The organism is Altericroceibacterium endophyticum, assembly GCF_009827595.1.
GTDB classification, from domain to species: domain Bacteria; phylum Pseudomonadota; class Alphaproteobacteria; order Sphingomonadales; family Sphingomonadaceae; genus Altericroceibacterium; species Altericroceibacterium endophyticum.
Genome location: NZ_WTYT01000005.1, coordinates 283,741 through 302,838 on the forward strand (window position 1 = coordinate 283,741; position 19,098 = coordinate 302,838).

The 19,098-nt window shown below is 55.5% G+C and carries 13 protein-coding genes and 1 tRNA gene; 3 read left to right on the plus strand and 11 right to left on the minus strand.

Annotated elements, in window-relative coordinates; genetic code table 11:
- Window positions 1–31: 31 nt before the first annotated feature.
- Window positions 32–1,264: a dihydroorotase gene (locus tag GRI91_RS12485; RefSeq protein ID WP_160737012.1), complete on the minus strand. Its 1,233-nt coding sequence runs from the start codon at window positions 1,262–1,264 to the stop codon at window positions 32–34.
- The gene (locus tag GRI91_RS12490; RefSeq protein ID WP_160737013.1) at window positions 1,261–2,301 is read right to left on the minus strand and encodes an aspartate carbamoyltransferase catalytic subunit; all 1,041 of its coding nucleotides are present in this window, start codon (window positions 2,299–2,301) and stop codon (window positions 1,261–1,263) included. Before GRI91_RS12490 ends, GRI91_RS12485 begins: the two co-directional genes overlap by 4 nt.
- A gap of 122 nt (window positions 2,302–2,423) precedes the next feature.
- On the opposite strand from GRI91_RS12490, the gene sppA reads away from it, so the two are divergent.
- Complete coding sequence (gene sppA, locus GRI91_RS12495) at window positions 2,424–4,322, plus strand: signal peptide peptidase SppA (RefSeq protein ID WP_160737014.1); 1,899 nt, start codon at window positions 2,424–2,426, stop codon at window positions 4,320–4,322.
- A gap of 125 nt (window positions 4,323–4,447) precedes the next feature.
- A tRNA-Val gene (locus tag GRI91_RS12500) sits at window positions 4,448–4,522 on the plus strand.
- Window positions 4,523–4,619: 97 nt separating this feature from the next.
- Here GRI91_RS12500 and GRI91_RS12505 read toward each other — a convergent pair.
- The 9 genes from GRI91_RS12505 to GRI91_RS12545 form a co-directional block, all read right to left on the minus strand.
- Window positions 4,620–7,721 carry a type I restriction endonuclease subunit R gene (locus GRI91_RS12505; RefSeq protein WP_160737015.1) on the minus strand — a complete coding sequence of 1,034 codons (3,102 nt, stop codon included), beginning with the start codon at window positions 7,719–7,721 and terminating at the stop codon, window positions 4,620–4,622.
- Window positions 7,714–8,928 (minus strand): AAA family ATPase, encoded by a 1,215-nt coding sequence (locus tag GRI91_RS12510; RefSeq protein ID WP_160737016.1) that lies wholly within the window; start codon window positions 8,926–8,928, stop codon window positions 7,714–7,716. The genes GRI91_RS12505 and GRI91_RS12510 overlap by 8 nt, the downstream gene beginning before the upstream one ends.
- Complete coding sequence (locus GRI91_RS12515) at window positions 8,925–10,106, minus strand: restriction endonuclease subunit S (protein ID WP_202385591.1); 1,182 nt, start codon at window positions 10,104–10,106, stop codon at window positions 8,925–8,927. Before GRI91_RS12515 ends, GRI91_RS12510 begins: the two co-directional genes overlap by 4 nt.
- A gap of 5 nt (window positions 10,107–10,111) precedes the next feature.
- A complete protein-coding gene (locus GRI91_RS12520) occupies window positions 10,112–11,656 on the minus strand; it encodes a type I restriction-modification system subunit M (protein ID WP_160737018.1) in 1,545 nt (514 codons plus the stop codon).
- A 171-nt stretch (window positions 11,657–11,827) separates the two neighbouring features.
- Window positions 11,828–12,928 carry a tyrosine-type recombinase/integrase gene (locus tag GRI91_RS12525; RefSeq protein ID WP_160737019.1) on the minus strand — a complete coding sequence of 367 codons (1,101 nt, stop codon included), beginning with the start codon at window positions 12,926–12,928 and terminating at the stop codon, window positions 11,828–11,830.
- A 3-nt stretch (window positions 12,929–12,931) separates the two neighbouring features.
- Window positions 12,932–13,405: a helix-turn-helix domain-containing protein gene (locus tag GRI91_RS12530; RefSeq protein ID WP_160737020.1), complete on the minus strand. Its 474-nt coding sequence runs from the start codon at window positions 13,403–13,405 to the stop codon at window positions 12,932–12,934.
- A gap of 10 nt (window positions 13,406–13,415) precedes the next feature.
- Window positions 13,416–13,583 (minus strand): helix-turn-helix domain-containing protein, encoded by a 168-nt coding sequence (locus GRI91_RS12535; protein WP_160737021.1) that lies wholly within the window; start codon window positions 13,581–13,583, stop codon window positions 13,416–13,418.
- 108 nt (window positions 13,584–13,691) lie between these two features.
- Complete coding sequence (locus tag GRI91_RS12540; protein WP_160737022.1) at window positions 13,692–14,462, minus strand: hypothetical protein; 771 nt, start codon at window positions 14,460–14,462, stop codon at window positions 13,692–13,694.
- Between the two features lie 42 nt (window positions 14,463–14,504).
- Entirely contained in the window at window positions 14,505–15,431 is a 927-nt protein-coding gene (locus GRI91_RS12545; protein WP_419866840.1) for a tyrosine-type recombinase/integrase, read from the minus strand.
- Between the two features lie 758 nt (window positions 15,432–16,189).
- On the opposite strand from GRI91_RS12545, the gene GRI91_RS12550 reads away from it, so the two are divergent.
- Window positions 16,190–19,081, plus strand: coding sequence for a TonB-dependent receptor domain-containing protein (locus GRI91_RS12550; protein WP_160737024.1), 2,892 nt, complete (start codon window positions 16,190–16,192; stop codon window positions 19,079–19,081).
- Window positions 19,082–19,098: the final 17 nt, after the last annotated feature.

Consider the following 19,098-nt stretch of genomic DNA (forward strand, 5'->3'; position numbering starts at 1 on the left):
GCCCTTGTGCGCCGCAAGACACACGCCGGCATTAATCGCCAACGGCGACGCCGCCTTTCCATAAATGGGTTGCGCGGCCCTGCACCGGCTGTTTGTCGAAGGGCGTGTTTCCGGCCTGCGCCTCCATCCGGTCAGAATCCACCACCCACGGGCGCTCAGGATCGATCAATGCAATGTCGGCCTCATATCCGACCCGCAGTTCGCCGGCCTCGACACCCAGCAATTGAGCCGGGTTACGCGCGATCAGATCGAACAGGCGCTCCATCGAAATAATGTTATCGCGCACCAGCGTCAGCGCCAGTGGCAGCAATGTTTCCGCCCCGGCCATTCCCGCCGCCGCATCCGAGAAAGGCAGACGCTTATCCTCCGGCCCGCGTGGATCATGGCCCGATGCAATCACGTCCAGCGTGCCGTCGGCCAGAGCTTCGATCACCGCCTGCCGCTCTGCCTCTTCGCGTAAGGGCGGCGAAAGCCGTGCGAATGTGCGGAAATCCTTCAGCGCCAGATCGGACAGCATGAAATGCGCCGGGGTCACACCCGCCGTCACCGCCACGCCGCGCAGCTTGGCCGCGCGGACCAGATCCAGCGCCGCCCGCGTCGTCACTTGCCGAAAATGCAGCCGTGCGCCGCTCATTTCGGCCAGGGCAATGTCGCGCGCAACCGCCAGTGCTTCAGCCTCGGCGGGGGCACTGGGAAGGCCCAGCCGGGTCGCCATTTCCCCGGCGGTCGCCACCGCATTGCCCGCCAGTGCCGCATCTTCGGCATGTGTCACCACAACCATGCCCAGCATCGCGGCATATTGCAGCAGACGCAGCATAATACCCGAATCCGCAATCCATTTGCGACCGGTCGCAACGGCCTTGGCCCCGGCATCACGCATCATCGCAATTTCAGCGAGTTCGCGGCCCTCCAGTTCGATTGTCGCACCGGCCAGCGGATGGACCCAGAAATCCGGCTTGCCGCTTTGCGCCGCGAACCGGACCCGTGCAGGCACGTCCAGCACGGGCGATTGATCGGGCATCAGCGCCGCGCGGGTGATCCCGCCAAAATGGAAAGCCGGTTTGTCGATGGCAAAGCTGCCGAAATCAATCAGCCCCGGCGCAATCAGCTTGCCCCCGGCATCCACCACATCGTCATCGCTGCGAATATCGGCATCGCCGACGGCTGAAATGAGGCCATCTTCGCAGCGCAGAGCACCGCTGGTGAGGCCCGTGGGCAGGACCAGCTGACCGCCGGTAATGGTCAGAGCGCGTGTCTGTTTCATGCCCGGCCTCCCCAATCGCTTTCCGACCAGCCATCGACACCCCGCGCGCGCCGCGTCAGCACGTCGAGGCAGGCCATGCGGATGGCAACACCCATTTCCACCTGCTTGGTAATCAGTGAAATATCAGGATCATCCGCGACGACGCTGTCAATCTCCACCCCGCGGTTCATCGGGCCGGGATGCATCACGATGGCGTCTTTCTCAGCCAGTGCCAGCCGTTTTTCGGTCAGGCCGTAAAGATGGCGATATTCACGCGGAGAGGGAATGAACTGCCCCTGCATCCGTTCATTCTGCAGCCGCAGCATCATCACCACTTCCGCGCCGTCCAGCGCGGCTTCGAAATCATGCACCACTTCGGCGCCAAAGGCCTGTTCTGCCCCGGCAGGCATCAGCGCAGGCGGCGCGCAGAAGCGCACTTTCGCGCCAAGGCCGCGCAGGCACAGCGCGTTGGAGCGCGCCACGCGGCTATGCAGAATATCGCCGCAGATCGTCACGCGCAGACCGTTGAATTCGCTCCGCCCCCGCTCGCGCAGCTTGTGGCGCAGTGCCAGGGCGTCAAGCAGTGCCTGTGTGGGATGTTCATGCTGACCATCGCCGGCATTCAGCACCGGACAATCCACCTTGTCGGCAATCAGCGCCACCGCCCCGCTGGAGGCATGGCGGATCACGATGGCATCGGCGCGCATGGCGTTGAGCGTCACCGCCGTATCGATCAGCGTTTCGCCCTTTTTCAACGAGCTTTGCGCAGCTTGCATATTCACCACATCGGCGCCGAGCCGTTTACCGGCGATTTCAAAACTCAGCAAAGTCCGCGTCGAATTTTCGAAGAAGGCGTTGATGATGGTCAGCCCGGCCATTGCATCGGAATGCTTGGTCGGTTGGCGGTTCAGCTCGACCCATTGTTCCGCCTCGTCGAGCAGATACAGAATCTCATGCGTTTCAAGATGGCCAATACCGAGCAGGCTGCGATGCGGAAAGGCGAGGCCACCGGCCGGATATCGGTCACTGGCTGCGGGAGATATGTGCGAAGCTGTCATTAAAACATAGCCCTTAATCATGCACCATGAGGCACTCAAGCGGTTTCCAGTGGAACATCGCCTTTACGATGGTTAGGGTGATGGCAGTTTACGGGATCGTGGCATTTCAAAAAGGTCGATGCATGGCGTTTGCAGGTAAGGTTTGGCGTTTGCTGGTGGGCATCAAAGACGCTTTGGTGCTCCTTTTCATGCTCATATTTTTTGCCCTGCTCTTCGCAGCGCTAAGCGCGCGCCCCTCCCCCACCCAGATCCGCAACGGTGCCTTGCTGCTGGATCTGAACGGCGCTGTGGTGGAGGAAAAATCCAGCATCGACCCATTGTCCACCCTGCTGTCATCCAGCATCCCGGTGCAGCAATATGCCGCGCAGGATATTATCCGCGCGATTGACAGCGCCGCAGCGGATGAGCGGATCAACGCGCTTGCCCTGGATCTCACCACCTTTGCCGGCGGCGGACAGGTGCATATGCAATCCATCGCCGACGCGATCGACCGTTTCCGCACTGCCAAGAAACCCGTGCTCACCTATGCCGTAGCCTATAGCGATGACGCCATGATGCTGGCCGCGCATGCCAGCGAAGTGTGGGTCGATCCGATGGGCGGCGCGGCCATTACCGGCCCCGGCGGAACCAATCTTTATTATGCAGGCCTGCTCAACAAGCTGAAAGTGAAGGCCCATGTCTTCCGCGTCGGCACCTATAAAAGCGCCGTCGAACCCTATCTGCGCGATGGCATGTCGCCCGCCGCGCGCGAAAATGCCGAAGCGCTGTATGGAGCGATCTGGGAAGAATGGAAGGCCGATGTAAAACAGGCCCGCCCCCAGGCCGACATTACCCTGGTCACTGAAAATATCGGCGACTGGCTGACCCAGAGCAAGGGAGATCTGGCTGCCGCCACCCTCGCCGCCGGGCTGGCCGATCGCACCGGCACGCGCGTCGAATGGGGCAAGCGGCTGGCCCAGATTTCGGGTGAGGATGATTGGGACCGCTCGCCCGGCGCCTTCGCCAAGAATGATTATGCCGATTATCTCGGCACGCTGCCCGTCAGCAGCGATGGCAAGGCGATCGGCATCATCACGGTGGATGGCGAAATCAGCGATGGCGATGCCGGACCGGGTAGCGCGGGTGCGGAAAGAATAACGCGCCTGCTTGACGATGCGCTGGACCGTGATCTGGCCGCATTGGTCGTCCGGGTGAATTCGCCCGGCGGGACCGTCACCGGCTCTGAGGCCATCCGCCGCGCTATCCTGCGGCAGAAGGAGCGGAATATTCCGGTGATCGTTTCCATGGGCAATGTTGCGGCCAGTGGCGGATATTGGATCTCGACCGCTGGTGACCGGATTTTTGCCGAGCCCGAAACCATTACCGGATCGATCGGCATTTTTGGCGTTTTGCCCACTTTCGAAGATGCGCTGGCAGAATGGGGCGTCACCTCGGATGGCGTGCGCACCACGCCGCTATCGGGCCAGCCGGATATCCTCGGCGGTTTGACCCCGGAAACCGAAACGCTGGTTCAGAGCACTATCGAATATGGCTATCGGCGCTTCGTCAATCTGGTCTCCAAGGCCCGCAATATGGAGCCTTCGCGGGTCGATGAGATCGCGCAGGGCCGCGTCTGGGATGGGGGCAGCGCGCTGCAACTCGGGCTGGTCGATCAATTCGGCGACCTTGACACCGCGATCGCCTATGCCGCCAAAAGCGCGCAGGCCGGTGATGACTGGCATGTCGAATATCTGGCGGATAAGCCCGACCCTTATGAACAGATGATCGAGCAATGGCTGCTCGGTACAAGTCAAAGCTCCGCCCCGCAGGGCATGGATATGATGGGCCATTTCGCCCGGGCGCAGCAGGATGCCGCGACGCGCATCGCTGACGATCTCGATTCGCTGATGGCGGTAAAGGGACTGCAGGCGCGCTGCCTCGAATGCCCGGCAATGCCGCTGCGCCAGCGCAATGATGCGTCCTCCATTTCCGGCCAGTCCTTGTTCAAAAGGGCCCTGTTTTCATCGCTGATGGGCAGCTGACACAATTCCGCTGATCAGCGGCGGACAATTGAACATGCAAGCAAGCCGGCAATTTCCGCAAATTGCCGGCTTGCCTTCGCCCCAAACCCATGGCAAATGCGCGCCCCTGCCGTCACAAGACGAGCGGGCGCGTAGCTCAGTGGTAGAGCACACCCTTCACACGGGTGGGGTCGCAAGTTCAATCCTTGCCGCGCCCACCATCTTTTCAATGACTTAGAAGAGATGGTCCACATTTCCATGAAAAAAACATGAAAAACGGGGCGTGAGAATTGCCTCCCCAACGGGAATTTTCCCCGGTCAGAGCTGCCCGCCAACACCCTTGAACTTCGCGACGAAATCCGAGACTTGCTGAAAGACTGTCGCCTTCTTGGTCAGGTATGAAGGGTTGAGCGGGCTCATCTTCGGCAAAATTGCGTTCAGGTCATTGCCATTCTCGGTCGCATATTCCCGCGTTACGGAGCTTGCCACGTAACGCCTTGCAGCCTCGGGGTTCAGACCCTCCGTGGCGACCAGTTCTTCAAACTCGCGACGCTGCTCACCTTGGGCAAACTCATAGAAAGCTTCCATGATCTCTGCCTTGCTATCGATCTCATCCAAGTTTGTCTGATTGATGAAGTCAACGATTAGGTTCTCTTTCGCCCGGTTGCCTAGGCTCGTCCGGATGATCCGCCGCGCCTCTTCGATGAGATTGCCCTTATCCATCGTGCCCCGATTTTTCTCGAAGATCAGCTCAAGAATGTAATCGAGGTTGATCTCCTGCGACTTGAGCAGATCGACTTCGAAAACAACATCATCCCAATCTAGGGTCGATTCCTCGGTCGCATTAGCCTCCCTTTCGCGCCTCAGCCAATCACGAATGTCGTTATAGGTCGATTTGTAGTCTTGGATCACGCGCTCGGATGGAAGCTGGAATGCCCCGAATTGTTCGATGTCCGCATCCTCCAAATGATGCTGCACCTTGAACGCCTCAATCGCTTCCGGATCGCTTTGGTCGACATCCTGAAGCGCCTTAAGCGCAACAAACTCGTCGAAGTTTTGGAGCACGTTCTCGGCCTTCAGAAATTCGCCAAAGAGCTTCGCAAATTCCTTCTTGTCTATTTCCTTCACGATCTCGCTCGGATCAGGGAAGCGCTGCTCCAACTCGGCTAGGATCATCTTGAAGCCTCGGCTGGCAGTCCCGGAAGCGATGTCGGAGAAGCCTTCCATGTATTCCTTGTAGCTCTTCTCCAGCACCACATTTTTGGTGTTGCTGTCGCCAAACAAGGTGATCGCGTCGATGGTAGCCTGCTCCAGATCACGAAACGCCACGATATTGCCGAATGTCTTGGTCGCGTCGAAGATGCGGTTGGTGCGAGAATAAGCCTGAATAAGCCCGTGAAAGCGCAAGTTCTTGTCCACGAAGAGCGTGTTCAATGAGGGCGCATCGAAGCCGGTCAGGAACATTCCAACGACAATGAGGAGGTCGACCTCTTTCGACTTCACCCGATTGGCAAGGTCGCGATAGTAGTTTTGAAAACCGTTTCCGTCAGTGCTGAAACTTGATCCGAACATCGAATTGTAGTCGCGGATGACCGCATCCAGAAATTCCTTGCCGGTGCTATCCATGGCAGACACATCAAAGCTTTCATCGCGAATTTCGCCGATAGAGTTTTGTTCCTCATTCGCCGCGAAAGAGAAGATGGTCGCGATCTTGAGCGGCTTTTCACTGTCCTCCTGGAGTCGGTTCAAGGTCTCGTAGTAAAGCTTCGCAGCGTCCACGCTGCTGACGGCAAACATCGCATTGAACCCGCCACCGCCGGGATTGGTACGGTGCGTCTTCTGACGAAAATTGTTGAGAATATACTGCGAAACTTCCCTGATCCGCTCGGGGTGCAGCAAGGCCTTCCTATTCTCAGCAGCACTTAGCTTGGCTTCGTCCTGCTCAGTCTCGATGCGCCGGAATTGCGGGCGCACGTCGTTATAGTCCACCTTGAACTTCAGGACCTTCTCATCGCGGATGGCATCGGTGATGACATAGGAATGAAGCTCGCTGCCAAAAACGCTGGCAGTCGTCTCTGATCCTGAAGCGTTCTCAGGGAAGATTGGCGTGCCTGTGAAGCCGAACTGATAGAACCGCTTGAACTTCCTCTTGAGGTTCCGCTGCGCCTCGCCGAACTGGCTCCGATGACATTCGTCGAAGATGAAAACCACTTGCTCCCCATAAACGGGCAGGTCCCCTTCGCTCTTCATCAGATTATTGAGTTTCTGGATCGTGGTTACGATGATTTTCTGATCATTCTTGGCTAGGTTACGCTTCAGCGCCGCCGTATTTATCGAGCCGTTCACGCTGTCAGGCGAGAAGCGCTGGTATTCCTTCATCGTCTGATAATCGAGGTCCTTGCGGTCGACGACGAAGAACACTCTATCGATGAAGTCCAGCTCAGTTGCCAGTCGAGCAGCCTTGAAGCTGGTCAGCGTCTTGCCTGATCCGGTGGTGTGCCAGATGAAGCCGCCACTCTCAGGCTTGCTCCAGCTCTTCGTATTGAAGGAGCTTTTGATCTTCCTGAGGATACGCTCGGTCGCTGCGATCTGATAGGGGCGCATCACCAGCAGCGTGTTGCTGACATCGAAAACTGAATAATGCAGCAACACGTTGAGCAGCGTGCTCTTCTCAAGGAAGGTGGCGGTGAAGTCCTTCAGGTCCTTGATCAGCCCGTTATCCGCCTTCGCCCAGTTCATGGTGAAGTCGAAACTGTTCTTGTCGCGCTTCGTGGTGTTGGCGAAATAGCGTGTATCGGTGCCGTTTGAGATCACGAACAGCTGGACGAACTTGTAGAGCGAAGCCTCGCTGTTGAAGCTCTCTTTGCTGTAACGGTGGATCTGATTGAACGCCTCGCGAATGGCCACCCCGCGCTTTTTCAGCTCGATCTGCACCAGCGGCAGGCCATTGACGAGGATCGTCACATCATAGCGATTGGCGTGTGTTCCGGTCTGCTCAAACTGCTTGATGACTTGCAGCTTGTTGAGCGCGACATTGTCCTTCCTGAAAAGGTAAATGTTCTGGATGCGGCCATCATCGAAGACGAAATCGTGGATGTAATCATCGTGGACCTTGCGAGTTTTGTCGATGATCCCGTCGCTAGGGTTGTCGAGATAGGTTGCCACGAAGCGCGACCACTCGGCATCTGAAAAGCTTACCTTGTTCAGCGCTTCGAGCCGCACGCGGACATTCGCCAGCATGGCATCGGGAGAGGTAAGTTCGGCTAGGAACTCGTAGCCCTGATTGACGAGGTCCTTGATCAGCTCGCGCTCAAGCTCGGCCTCGCTCTGATAGTGATCCGCAATGCTCCAATCGCTGGTGTATTTGTCCAGAACAATGAAGTTCTTCGACTCCGCTATGGGCTTTGTCACCTCAACCATCTTCTGCTTCCTGCACTAGAAAATGATAGCGATCGAATAAGTAATTTACGAGCCCAACCAGCTTCTCTTTATCCTTAACATCAGGTTCTGAGATTTCCTCCCCTGAATGGGCAGAATGGCTCGAAAGGTTCACGATCCGGGCTGCAAATGGATCGGGAGCACCATCGACCTGCGGAAGCAAATCCCCCCATTTTTGATAGCCCAGAAATGTCGCTGTCTTCTCCAGAACATTCCTCAAAAAATTGAAGTGATACTTTTGCAGATTCTCGGCATCAATAGCTTTCTTGAGCTCAGAAATCAGGAGCAGATGATAGGAGAACGGAGTTCGGCTATCCTGCTCAATCAGCAAAAAGCGGCCATCCCTCAGTTTTTCCAGCCGCCACCGCATCGCTTGGCTGGGCCTGTAAACAGTCGTCAACTCCCCTCCCCGTTCCTTCTTGAACGAGTTCTTGAGCTCATTATGCAGGACATTGTAGAAAAGTGGGTTGTGAGTTGTGATTATGAATCTCAGACTAGATTCGCACGATTTGATAAGCTGTGCCAAATCCACTGCAAGCTCAATCAAATGTGGATCATCTAATGAGCTTACGGGGTCATCAATAAAGACGATCTGCAAATCATCAAACTGCTCATCTTCGCGCAGAGCAGGGTCTTTTTCCTGAAGAATACTTACCGCTTCTTGAAGAATGGCATAAAACACACTCCAGATCAGATTGCTCTCTTCGCCTTTCGATATTTTGACGTTTTGCTCAACATCGTCGCCGCCTGTATAGTTAAAACGTATTTCCGGGAAAGTCTGCGTATTCTCACGCCTCCCATCATGTTCAATTACCAGTTCCTCGGGCACAAAATTAGGGGTTATGCTTCGACTGGTGTAGCGCTGAAAGTTGTCGACGATATTGCGATCCTGCCCTCGGTCTCGCAAAACCCAGTCAGTGAACTCATTAGGCTGAATTTTCAGCTTGGGCTCACTGTCGTCTAGCAGGTCATTATCCCAGTAGAACAGATCTTCAGTAAAGGCGCTGTAGTACAGGATTTTGCGCCGCGTAAGGTCTTCCTCCTCATCACCATCGGTTCTAGGTACGATCAGCTTCTTCAGGGCGCGAGAAAGGCGAGTTTTGCCGGTGCCATTGAAGGCGTAGATCAGTTGGACCTTCTTGTTCGTGGCGTGAAGCTTTTGGGCAATCTGTTCGAGGGTCTGGCTCATGCTTCAGCCGCCTCGCCTGGTTTGGGGAAGCTCAGGAGCAGGTCGCGATAATATTCATATTGCTTTTGCCGCAGTTCGATTTCGCGGGGCAAGCCTTCGCTGAGCGAGGTGGTGAGCGTGTCGAACTTGTCGAGAATTTCGACGATGCGGGCTTGCTCTGCTAGCGATTTCCTAGGATCGTCCGGGTAAGGTATGGGAATCATGATCTTCTTAACCATCGGCACGGTCAACTGAGGAATCCCACCATCTGTCCCTCCAATTAGCGTCATATCCAGAGCGTAATTGAGAAAAGCCGTTGAGATTAGACTCTTGTCCGCGACTAGAACCAACAGTCGTATGATCGGGGTGAACTTTCCCTCTCTAATCGCATGGTAGCCAACCTTCGCACCACGGGCTGAGACAGTCACTGCATCGCTTTCGATCTTATAGCTATCTGTGAACCCATAGAGCCCCCCCTCACCCACTGCATTGGCATAAACTGGATAGGGGTACTCGTCATTCGGATGGGTTTGGCCCTTAGCGCATGGCTTGGGCACGTCTCCCCCAGCCGTTATAGAAATGCAAAGGTCATCCAAAGCGATCCATGTGGACTCAACATCTAGAAAGCTCAGCAGATGGTCGCGGTAGTGGTTGGATTGTTTTTTGCGCGCCTCAAGCTCAGCAGTCAGTTCGGCGGTCAGCTCGGTAAAGCTGTCCAAAATCCGCACAATCTCCCCCTGTATCGCCAGCGACTTCTCTGGCTCCTCCGGGCAGGGAATTGGGACGGAGATTTCAACCAATCTCCCTTTAGTGAGCTTCGCTCTGCCTCCGCCTGACAGGTATGGCTGAAAGTTGGTGATACAAAGATAGTGAAACAGGTATCGGGTGTTTATCTGGTCGTTCCCGCGCACGACATGAACATGATTATTCGCCCAAAAACGGCCTTTCGCATACTGAATTGAGTAGTTTTCCAAGCTCGCCGAACCGTCTTCAGCGATCAGGACAAATTCGCCCTCGTGCGTGTGCCCGTCAACATAGTCTTGGATATTGTTTGCACCATAATAAGGCGTATCACCAGCAACGCGTAGCGACTGCTTGACTGGTTTGCGCCCCCTGTTTGCAATCTCGAAAAATTCTTCGTCGCCAAGTGGCTTCCATTCAACTTGGCCGCCATCCAGCAGCTTCTCAAGGAAGCGCATATCGCTCACGCCTCAATCTCCGCGACAATCGTATCAATCTCGCCGCGCAGCCGGTCGATCTTGGCAACGGTGGTTTTCAGCTCCGCATTGAGCTGAGTGATGTTCACCTGCTCCCGCGTGTCCTTCGGCTCGACATAGGCACTAACCGAGAGATTATAGTCGGCATCGAGCACCCGTTGGTGGTCCACTGTCTCGGCGACGTGCGGCACATTATCCTTGCTGGCGAACAGCTCGATAATGCGCGCCACATGGACATCAGTCATCTCATTAGTGTTGGTTTTCTTGGCAAAGAACTCCTCACCGCTGGCATCGATAAACTGAATTTTGGTGTCCGACTTATTCTTGGCTAGCACCAGAATATTGACTGCAATCGTGGTGCCGAAAAACAGATTGGGCGCGAGCGCGATAACCGTTTCCACCACATTGCTGTCGACCAGATATTTGCGGATTTTCTGCTCCGCCCCGCCGCGATAGAAAATGCCGGGGAAACAGACGATGGCCGCGCGCCCTCTGGCTGAAAGATAATGCAGCGCGTGGAGCACAAAGGCGAAGTCCGCCTTGGACTTAGGGGCCAGCACGCCAGCGGGCGCAAAGCGATCATCATTGATCAGCGTGGGATCGTCAGACCCCGCCCACCTCACCGAATAAGGCGGGTTCGAGACGATGGCATCAAACTTTTTATCATGCAGAAAGTGCGGATTTTCGAGCGTGTTGCCGTTCTGGATGTTGAACTTGTCATAATTAATATTGTGCAAGAACATATTCATTCGGGCGAGATTGTAGGTGGTGTAGTTGATCTCCTGCCCGAAATAGCCCTCTTCGATTAGATGCTCGTCGACGTGCTTTGTGGCCTGCAACAGCAGCGAGCCAGAACCGCAGGCAGGATCATAAATCTTGTTGATGCTGTTTTGACCATGCACGGCCAGTTGCGCGATCAGCTTCGAGACGTGTTGCGGGGTGAAGAACTCGCCGCCTGATTTGCCCGCATTGGCGGCATAGTTAGAGATCAGGAACTCATAGGCATCGCCAAACAGGTCGCCATGGTTTTCCTCGAACTTGAGCGGGAGTTGCTCAACGCCCTTAAGCACCTTGGCAAGCCGCGTGTTCTTTTCCTTCACCGTGTTGCCCAGCCGGTTGCTGGTGGTATCAAAGTCGGAGAATAGGCCCTTGATGTCTTCTTCAGACGGATGACCATTGGCAGAGCCTTCGATCTCCTTGAAGATCGTCGCCAGATCGGTGTTGAGGCTGTCATTACTGTTCGCGCTCGCCGCGACATTGGCGAAGAGCTGACTGGGTGCGATAAAATATCCCTTGGTCTTGACCGCATCGATCTTCACCGCTTCAGGAATGGCGCCATCGGGCATCTTGGCATAGTTGACGCTCGGATCACCCGCCTCGATGTAGCTGGTGAAGTTCTCGCTTATGAAGCGGTAGAACAGCGCACCCAGCACGAACTGCTTGAAATCCCAGCCGTCGACTGCGCCCCTCACCTCGTTGGCAATCGCCCAAATTTGACGGTAAAGCGCATCACGTTGTTGTTGACTGGTCACTTATTCACCCTCTGAACTTTCGGTCGCATACCTATCGGAGCCAGCCAGCAAGACAATCGAATATGCGGGCGGGACAGAAACTGGCTTAGCAATTGAACACGTTAATCACGGTGGCCTCCGGCTGGCAGGCCGTAGAGATTTACCCATCCCTACCCATTGCGCGATTGTCTGTTAAGCAACGTTCCGGTGTTTGCGCATGAGACTGGCAATCTCAGCCGCGAGCTTTGCCTCCTCATCTGTCGATGATTGGCGGTCTGCCATGCCCCTGATCAATTCGGCCTGCTTTGTCGCTGGCACTGCGCCATAATTCATCAGGGTCGTCATGACATTATTATGTCCAACGTTTTGCGACCACGCCTTCATTTCCTCCACCGTGGTGCAAATGCGCTCGCCCAGCGTGGTCAGCACGTTCCTGAAGCAATGCGGGTTGAAATATGACAGGCCCGCCGCTTTGAAGGCTTGTTTGTAAATGGTGCGAATTGCACCCGTTCCGCTCCAGGGCTCCCGCGCTAGGCCCATTGCCGCGAAGGCGCCTTGTTCGCCAATGCCGATTTGCGTTTTCGGGAAGAGCGGATCGTCTTCGCTCCAGAGCAAATCTTTGCGCAGATAATCGCACCAGTCAGTGACGATCTGGAGCGCATCGCCGCCCACAGGGCAAAACCATGTAGTGAAGGTCTTGCTGTTCTTCGTCTTCACTTCGCGGGCATCCTGATTGATGCAGCCCCCCTTTAAATCGATGTGCTTCAGCTTGAAACTGGCAAGAGCCGCCGCTCTAGCGCCGGTAAGTAGGGCAAGAGCAATTAAGGCGCGATCACGGCGCTCAATATCGCTTTCGGCTGGCATGGTGGTGAGCACATGATGCACTTGCTCCAGCGTCGGCACTGGCTTTTCGCGGGTCGCCTTCGCTATGCGAACCTCCTTCTCGCTCAGATTGAAATAGTCGGCATCGCTGTAAGAAATCTTGCTCTTGTAGCCCGGCTGGCCTGCCAGCCAGATGAAGAAGGCGCGCAAGGCCGATAGGGTGGAATGCACCGTCGCCCGCGACAAGAGCTTACCGGTGCGCGCATTCATCGTGGTGCTCAGTTTGAGCTTGAATGCCTTTGCCTGTTCTCGGTGAAACTTTTTGAAATCCTTAAATCCCGTCCCCTCTTCGAAGCGAGAAATAGCCTTTGCCACTTGATCGATTGATGCTTCATGGCGGCGCTGAGCGTGCTCCAGATAGTCGAAGTATACGCGTTTGATCCGTGTGTTTGCCGCGTTGTGCTTTGCCATAGTCTAGGCTCCTTCGGTTTTGGCACAATTTGAAGAGGGACGCGCCCGCTCAACTATGCGTGAAGGTGCCTGCGTGATTTGAATGTCCAACCCAGGCATTCTGGCGGAAAGATTGGCCAGTCGGGCACGTTGGTGCATCATCGTGTCACAAGTCTCGCAGATAGCCTTTAGATTGCCCGTGGCGGCATTTGTGGCGGTATATTCCACCATGCCCAAAGCAGGACGCGTCAGCTCCCGGCACTTGAAGCAATACATCTGCCCCGGCTTGCACGGGCGCTTCGCTACCTTGCGCTGCTTCGCCCACCATTCCTGAAATTGGGCGCCGTGAATCAGCGTAGGCTTTGCGTCACTGATTGCGGGTAATCCCTTTTTCAGCCAACCGCGTACCGTGTGCTTATGCACGCCAAGCTTCTCGGCAAGCTCCTGCACTGTGTAGGCGCGGTGCTTCTTGGCAAGGCGCGGATTGATCCGCTTCATCGCCTCGCCCTCAGTCCTGCTTCTCGGCCAAGCGCTTAATCGATGCAACCGTGACCAGCCGCCGCCTGCCCATCTTACGGGTATCAAGCTGACCGGTGCGGATCAGTTCATAAAGAGACGTGCGACCAAGGCTGAGTGCTTTGGCAGCTTCAGTTATTGAGAGGAGAAGAGGCTCCATAGAATGTTTCCCTTTATAGTGCTGACGGGTGCCAGCGGATGCAGGGAATCATCGGCGAAATTGATCAAATTGCTGCCGGAATTTGCCGGAAATGCCGGAAACTGAACACTAGCCGTGTCGAAAACGATCTAAAACCGCTTGAATAGAACGCTGGACTGTAGACCGCGACGGTGAAGGAAAGCCTTGTTCTGCCAATCTATCGGCGACCGAATTGATCAGCATTTCTTGGCCTTGCGCACCTTCGCCATCAGGATAACCATTTTCGTGAATGTAATGGACCAGCTCCGCGACCCAACGTGGCCAAGCTGCACTTGGTGGCCTTCCGCCTCGCTTTTTCGATATCGCTGAAGTCAGTTTCGGTTCTTCATCAGTACCGTCCGCAAGACAATTCTCAAGAGCAATCCGGTCGAATTGCAGCCCTACTATTGATAACGTCACCGTCGAGAAATCTTGCTCAAGATCAACTTCGAAATCACCAGTTTGCCAACTCGCATATCTTATCGGTGATGAATCCTTATAATTTTCCTTCTCAAGTAAAATCTCGAAAAAGTGAAGGATTTCAGCTAACGATTGTTGATCAATATACCGCTTGAAATGTTTATTTTGACGCTTCTCGTTCGCAAGATATTTGAAGCGATCAATGTAGTCATGAGGCTGAACGTTAACAGCCCATGACGTGCAGTTCAGTGGGATCACGACAACCGCTCGCTTGCACAAAGCTATTCTGGCGTCCTCGTCATTTACGTGAGATACCTCTTGAACCATTGCTATCGCTTGTCGCGCTGTCACCCACTTCCCAGAGGCTGCCTTCAAATTCACGGGAGCTAAAATCCTGTCAATTTCTTGTTCTGACGGGAGGGAGGGATAAATATTAGGCATCAAATGGAAGCTAGGGCAAAAGGCACTTGATAGTAAATGAGCTTATACGGCAATGCTCGCCAGCGCCTCCTCGGCATCATCACGCACCAAATGACCATAGTGTTTTTCAATCATGGCAACGCTTGTTCCCGATAGCTGCGCCACGGTAAGAATGGGCAAGCGGGCGCGGATGAGGTCGGTGATAACACTATGTCGAAGCGTGTAGGCTGATGCAGCACCGGGCAGACCAACCGCCTTCACCGCTTCCTTGATCGGATATTTCCAAGCATCCTTGTTCCAAGCCTCTCCACCAGTGCGGGCGAAGATCGATGCGGCTGGAAGCTTGCCCTTCACCTGCTCTTCAAAGAAATCGGCAATTGTTTGGGGCATGGTGAGCTGGCGCGGGTTGCCGTTCTTGTCCTTGCCTACAATTAACGCACGGGTGCGTTTGTCGAAATCTCGCACCTTCAGACCAGCCAGCGCGCCGGGGCGCAGCGGTAGAAGACACATACCTTTCACGAAGGCGCACGCTTCTTCGCACGTGGCATCAATCAGTTTTTTGCGTTCATCACGGTCAAGATACAGTTCCCGGCGCTTATCAGCACCTTTGAACGGGCGCAGCGCCTCTTGCCATGCTGCATCCGTATTCGGCGCACCGAGCTTTAACACCAAGCTTAGAGCGGCACGCAGGGGCACCATATCGCGGTTCACGGTCGACTTAGAGCGTTCTTTCATGCGTTTCTTATCGGCATCCTTGGTGCGCGTCACCAGCGCCGGGGCTTGTTCCAGCCGTTTGCGCCATGCCTTGAGATGGTGCCGCCGCAACTTGTCGAGCTTCACCTTGGCAATCTGATCAGAATAGACGTGCCGCCGGAATACTCCCGCCGCAATCGATCCGGGCCTTTCGATCAGATAGGCTTCGCAAGCATCCTTGACCGTTACCATATTGCGGGCAAGCTCTCCGCCGCTTTCAACCGTTTCGGCCCACATCTCGGCATCCGCCTTGGCCTGCTTGAACACGTCATGACCTGACAAGGTGCCATAATCGCCCAGCCGCTTACGGATATTGCGGTTGGCTTCGGGATCATAGAAGCGCGCAAACCACGTGCCGCCGACTTTCTTCTTGGATGGACGATAACCGAGATAAACGCCTTGTCGCAGGCGTTGCCAGTGCGGCTCATCTCCAGCCTTTGGCTTCAATTTCTCGCGCTCTCCAATGCGGCTCAGATCAGGCATTTTTCCGGCCTTCCAAAATCCATGAAAAAAACATGAAAAACACAGGCACACACTCACGCACACCTATGATTGTTTTTACTAGATTTTTTGTTCGTGTAAATGCGCCAAAAGCCGTTTTCCCACCCTTCACACGGGTGGGGTCGCAAGTTCAATCCTTGCCGCGCCCACCATCTTTTCAATGACTTAGTTAGTGAGATGCCCTGCGTTTTCATGCGAAAACGTGGAATAGGCGGTGTGCATGCGTTCTGATCCTCCACCTATTCTAAATTCCCTGAAGGCAGTCATTACCTTCCGTCAGCCGAAAATTGGAAGCCCGGCACAAGCCCGAAAATATAGTTGACAACTCAATATTGATGTCTCAACAAGATGCAGGGAATAGGTTGGAGCAATAAGCCGGAAAATCTGCCGGATGATGTATAGAAGGCAGACCCGCAACACCCTCTGTCATGCGAAGGTTGGGGGCGCATTTCCAAAAGTTTCTCAAAAAAATAAACTCATTGGGAAGATGTTACATGAGAGTGTTTGTTTCGGATGAGCGCAAGACCGCGCTCAAGCACACGTTGCTTTTTTCCGCGGCCCTGTTTGGTGCCTTCTCCGGCCCCGCCTATGCACAGGATGTCGAGCCTGAAATAGTCAATAATGATACGGTGATGAGCGGCGATCCGGCGATTGTCGTGACCGGTACCCGGCTCGAAGCGTCCGGCTTCAACGCCCCCTCCCCCGTCACGGTGATGGGTGCGGACCGCATTGCCAAGACCGCGTCCCCGACCGTGGGTGAAGCGCTGGCACAATTGCCGTCATTCCGCCCTTCCAGCACGCCCAATACGCAGAATATTTTCCCCGGTAATGCCGGTGCGCGAATTTCCGATCTGCGTGGTCTGGGCCCGGCACGGACGCTGGTGCTGGTCGACAGCCGCCGGTTCACCCCCAGCACGTCTGCGGGTACAATCGATCTCAACCTGATCCCGACATTGCTCATCAAAAGCACGGAAATCGTCACAGGCGGCGCTTCTGCAGCCTATGGTTCGGATGCTGTTTCCGGCGTGATCAATCTCCGGCTCGACACGGAACTGGAAGGCATCAAATCGGCCGCAGGCTACGGCGTTACCGATCGCGGTGATGGTGATGAATATTTTGTCCAGCTCGCTGGCGGCACAAACTTTGCCGATGGACGCGGTCATCTCGTTATTGGCGGCGAATATAACAAGAATGAAGGCACTGGCGGGTGCTACACCCGTGAGTTCTGCGGCAATGAAATAGGCGATCTGACCGGCGCGCCCGGTTTCGACGGGCGGCCTGCGCATAATATCACCACCGGCATCCGCCCTGCCACGCTGACACCAGGCGGTCTCATCACCGCTACCATCGATGCAGCCGGTAATCGGACAGCGGCCAGGGGCGGTGTACTGGGCGGCGTGCAGTTTGCGGCCGACGGCTCACCCACGGAATTCACCTATGGCGAATATGCCAATGCCCTGTTTCAGAAGGGTGGCTCAGGCGCCGGTCTCAATGCATTCTTCAATGATCCCCTGCTTTCCATTCCGGTCGAGCGCTATAATGGCCTGGCGCATCTCTCCTACGAGTTCTCTCCGTCTCTCTCGGGATTTATCGAGGGCAGCTACGGTCATGTTAAAGGCGAAACACGCGGGCCCGAAATCCGCGATGGGGGCTTCCCGGGGCGCGGCAGTGTCATTGGCATCGACAACCCCTTTCTGCCCGATTCCGTCCGCGATATCATGGAAGAGAATGACATCGCCGGTCTGACCATCGGCAAGTTGGGCACGAGTTTCGGCAACATGGACAGCACCTCCACGCGCGACACCTATCGCGTGCTCGCCGGGCTGGATGGCGATATTGGCGGCGGCTGGTCGTGGGATGCCCATATGCAATATGGCCAGACCGACTACAGTCAGTCCACGATCAACAACCGCATATCCGCCCGTTATGCCAAGGCCATCGATGTGGTGGCCAATGGTGACGGAACACCGGTGTGCCGCGTGAATGCCGATAGCGATCCGTCAAATGATGACCCGGCATGTGTCCCGCTCAACATTCTGGGTGAGACCACCTATTCGGACGCCGCCAAGGCCTATGCCTTCGGAACGTCCATGCAGGATAATAAATATACGCAGCTTGCAGGTGCCGCGAATATTCAGGGCATGCCATTCGACACCTGGGCCGGGCCAGTGGCCTTTGCGGCCGGTGTTGAAGCACGCCGCAACACGCTCGATATCGAAGTCGATCCGATCTCGGCATCGAACGGTTTTTATGTCTTCAACCAGACGCCTTCCTCCGGCGATACCAGCGTGGTTGAAGGCTATGCGGAAGTCGGCGTGCCCCTGATGCGTGACGGTCCGCTCGGATCAAGTCTCGAGCTGAACGGCGCCATTCGCCAGGCGCATTACAAGAACACCAATGCGAATAGCGACAGCACCTTCAACGCCACCACCTGGAAAATCGGTCTTACCTACGAACCGGTCGAATGGCTGATGCTGCGCGCCACCCAGTCGCGGGATATTCGTGCACCGAACACGGCGGAACTTTTCACTACGCCTGTTGGCGGCGTGGGTGCTTTCTATGACTCGGTCACGGGTAGTGAAATTTTCGCCAAGACGCTGACCGGCGGTAACATCAATCTGAAACCGGAAAAGGCCAAGACCTTCACTGCCGGTGTGACGATCCAGCCAGAAGGCGGTCTGCGCGGCCTGCGTTTCTCGGTCGATTATTACAAGATCAAGATCGACAACGCGATTTCGACCTTGCCCGTTCAGGTTATCATCAACACCTGCAACGACACCGGGGCGGAAGATATCTGCGCCTTGGTCACGCGCAATGCGGACGGCTATCTCGATACGATTTCGGCGCTCTATCTCAACCTCAACAAGCAGGAACTCAGCGGTCTCGATATCGAAACCAGCTATAGCCGAGCTTTGGGTTCAGACAGTTCCTTCGATCTGCGCATCCTGGCGAGCAAGACCTTCGACTTCACCAACAGCGCCCAGCCCGGCATTGATCGCGCTGGAGACAACGGCGCCAGCGGCATTCCCAACTGGGTCGTCGATGCGTTCGCCTCGGTCGAATTCGGACCTGTCGGGCTGAACCTGCAGGGACGCCTGATTTCCGCTGGTAAATATGATGCCACTTTGATCGGCCCGGAAGATGAAGGGTATTCCATAGACCTGCCGAACAGCATCAACACCAACCGCGTGCCCGCACGGTTCTATACCAATCTGGGCGTCACCTATGATCTCATCGACAATGGTGTGCGCAAGGTTGAGCTGTTCGCGAATGTCTACAACCTGTTTGACGTGATGCCCCCGCCCTATTGGAACGGTAACAACAACGCCGTCTATTATGACAATGTCGGCCGCCGCTACCGGATGGGGGTCCGCAGTAACTTCTAAGCGTACTGCCAAATTGT

Bases quoted from the DNA above. Each gene is read 5' to 3' on its own strand.
- GRI91_RS12510 (WP_160737016.1), bottom strand. From the start codon at position 8,928: ATGAGCCAGACCCTCGAACAGATTGCCCAAAAGCTTCACGCCACGAAC.
- GRI91_RS12550 (WP_160737024.1), top strand. From the start codon at position 16,190: ATGAGAGTGTTTGTTTCGGATGAGCGCAAGACCGCGCTCAAGCACACG.
- GRI91_RS12540 (WP_160737022.1), bottom strand. From the start codon at position 14,462: ATGCCTAATATTTATCCCTCCCTCCCGTCAGAACAAGAAATTGACAGG.
- sppA (WP_160737014.1), top strand. From the start codon at position 2,424: ATGGCGTTTGCAGGTAAGGTTTGGCGTTTGCTGGTGGGCATCAAAGAC.
- GRI91_RS12490 (WP_160737013.1), bottom strand. From the start codon at position 2,301: ATGACAGCTTCGCACATATCTCCCGCAGCCAGTGACCGATATCCGGCC.
- GRI91_RS12525 (WP_160737019.1), bottom strand. From the start codon at position 12,928: ATGGCAAAGCACAACGCGGCAAACACACGGATCAAACGCGTATACTTC.
- GRI91_RS12505 (WP_160737015.1), bottom strand. From the start codon at position 7,721: ATGGTTGAGGTGACAAAGCCCATAGCGGAGTCGAAGAACTTCATTGTT.
- GRI91_RS12535 (WP_160737021.1), bottom strand. From the start codon at position 13,583: ATGGAGCCTCTTCTCCTCTCAATAACTGAAGCTGCCAAAGCACTCAGC.
- GRI91_RS12515 (WP_202385591.1), bottom strand. From the start codon at position 10,106: ATGCGCTTCCTTGAGAAGCTGCTGGATGGCGGCCAAGTTGAATGGAAG.
- GRI91_RS12545 (WP_419866840.1), bottom strand. From the start codon at position 15,431: ATGTGGGCCGAAACGGTTGAAAGCGGCGGAGAGCTTGCCCGCAATATG.
- GRI91_RS12485 (WP_160737012.1), bottom strand. From the start codon at position 1,264: ATGAAACAGACACGCGCTCTGACCATTACCGGCGGTCAGCTGGTCCTG.
- GRI91_RS12530 (WP_160737020.1), bottom strand. From the start codon at position 13,405: ATGAAGCGGATCAATCCGCGCCTTGCCAAGAAGCACCGCGCCTACACA.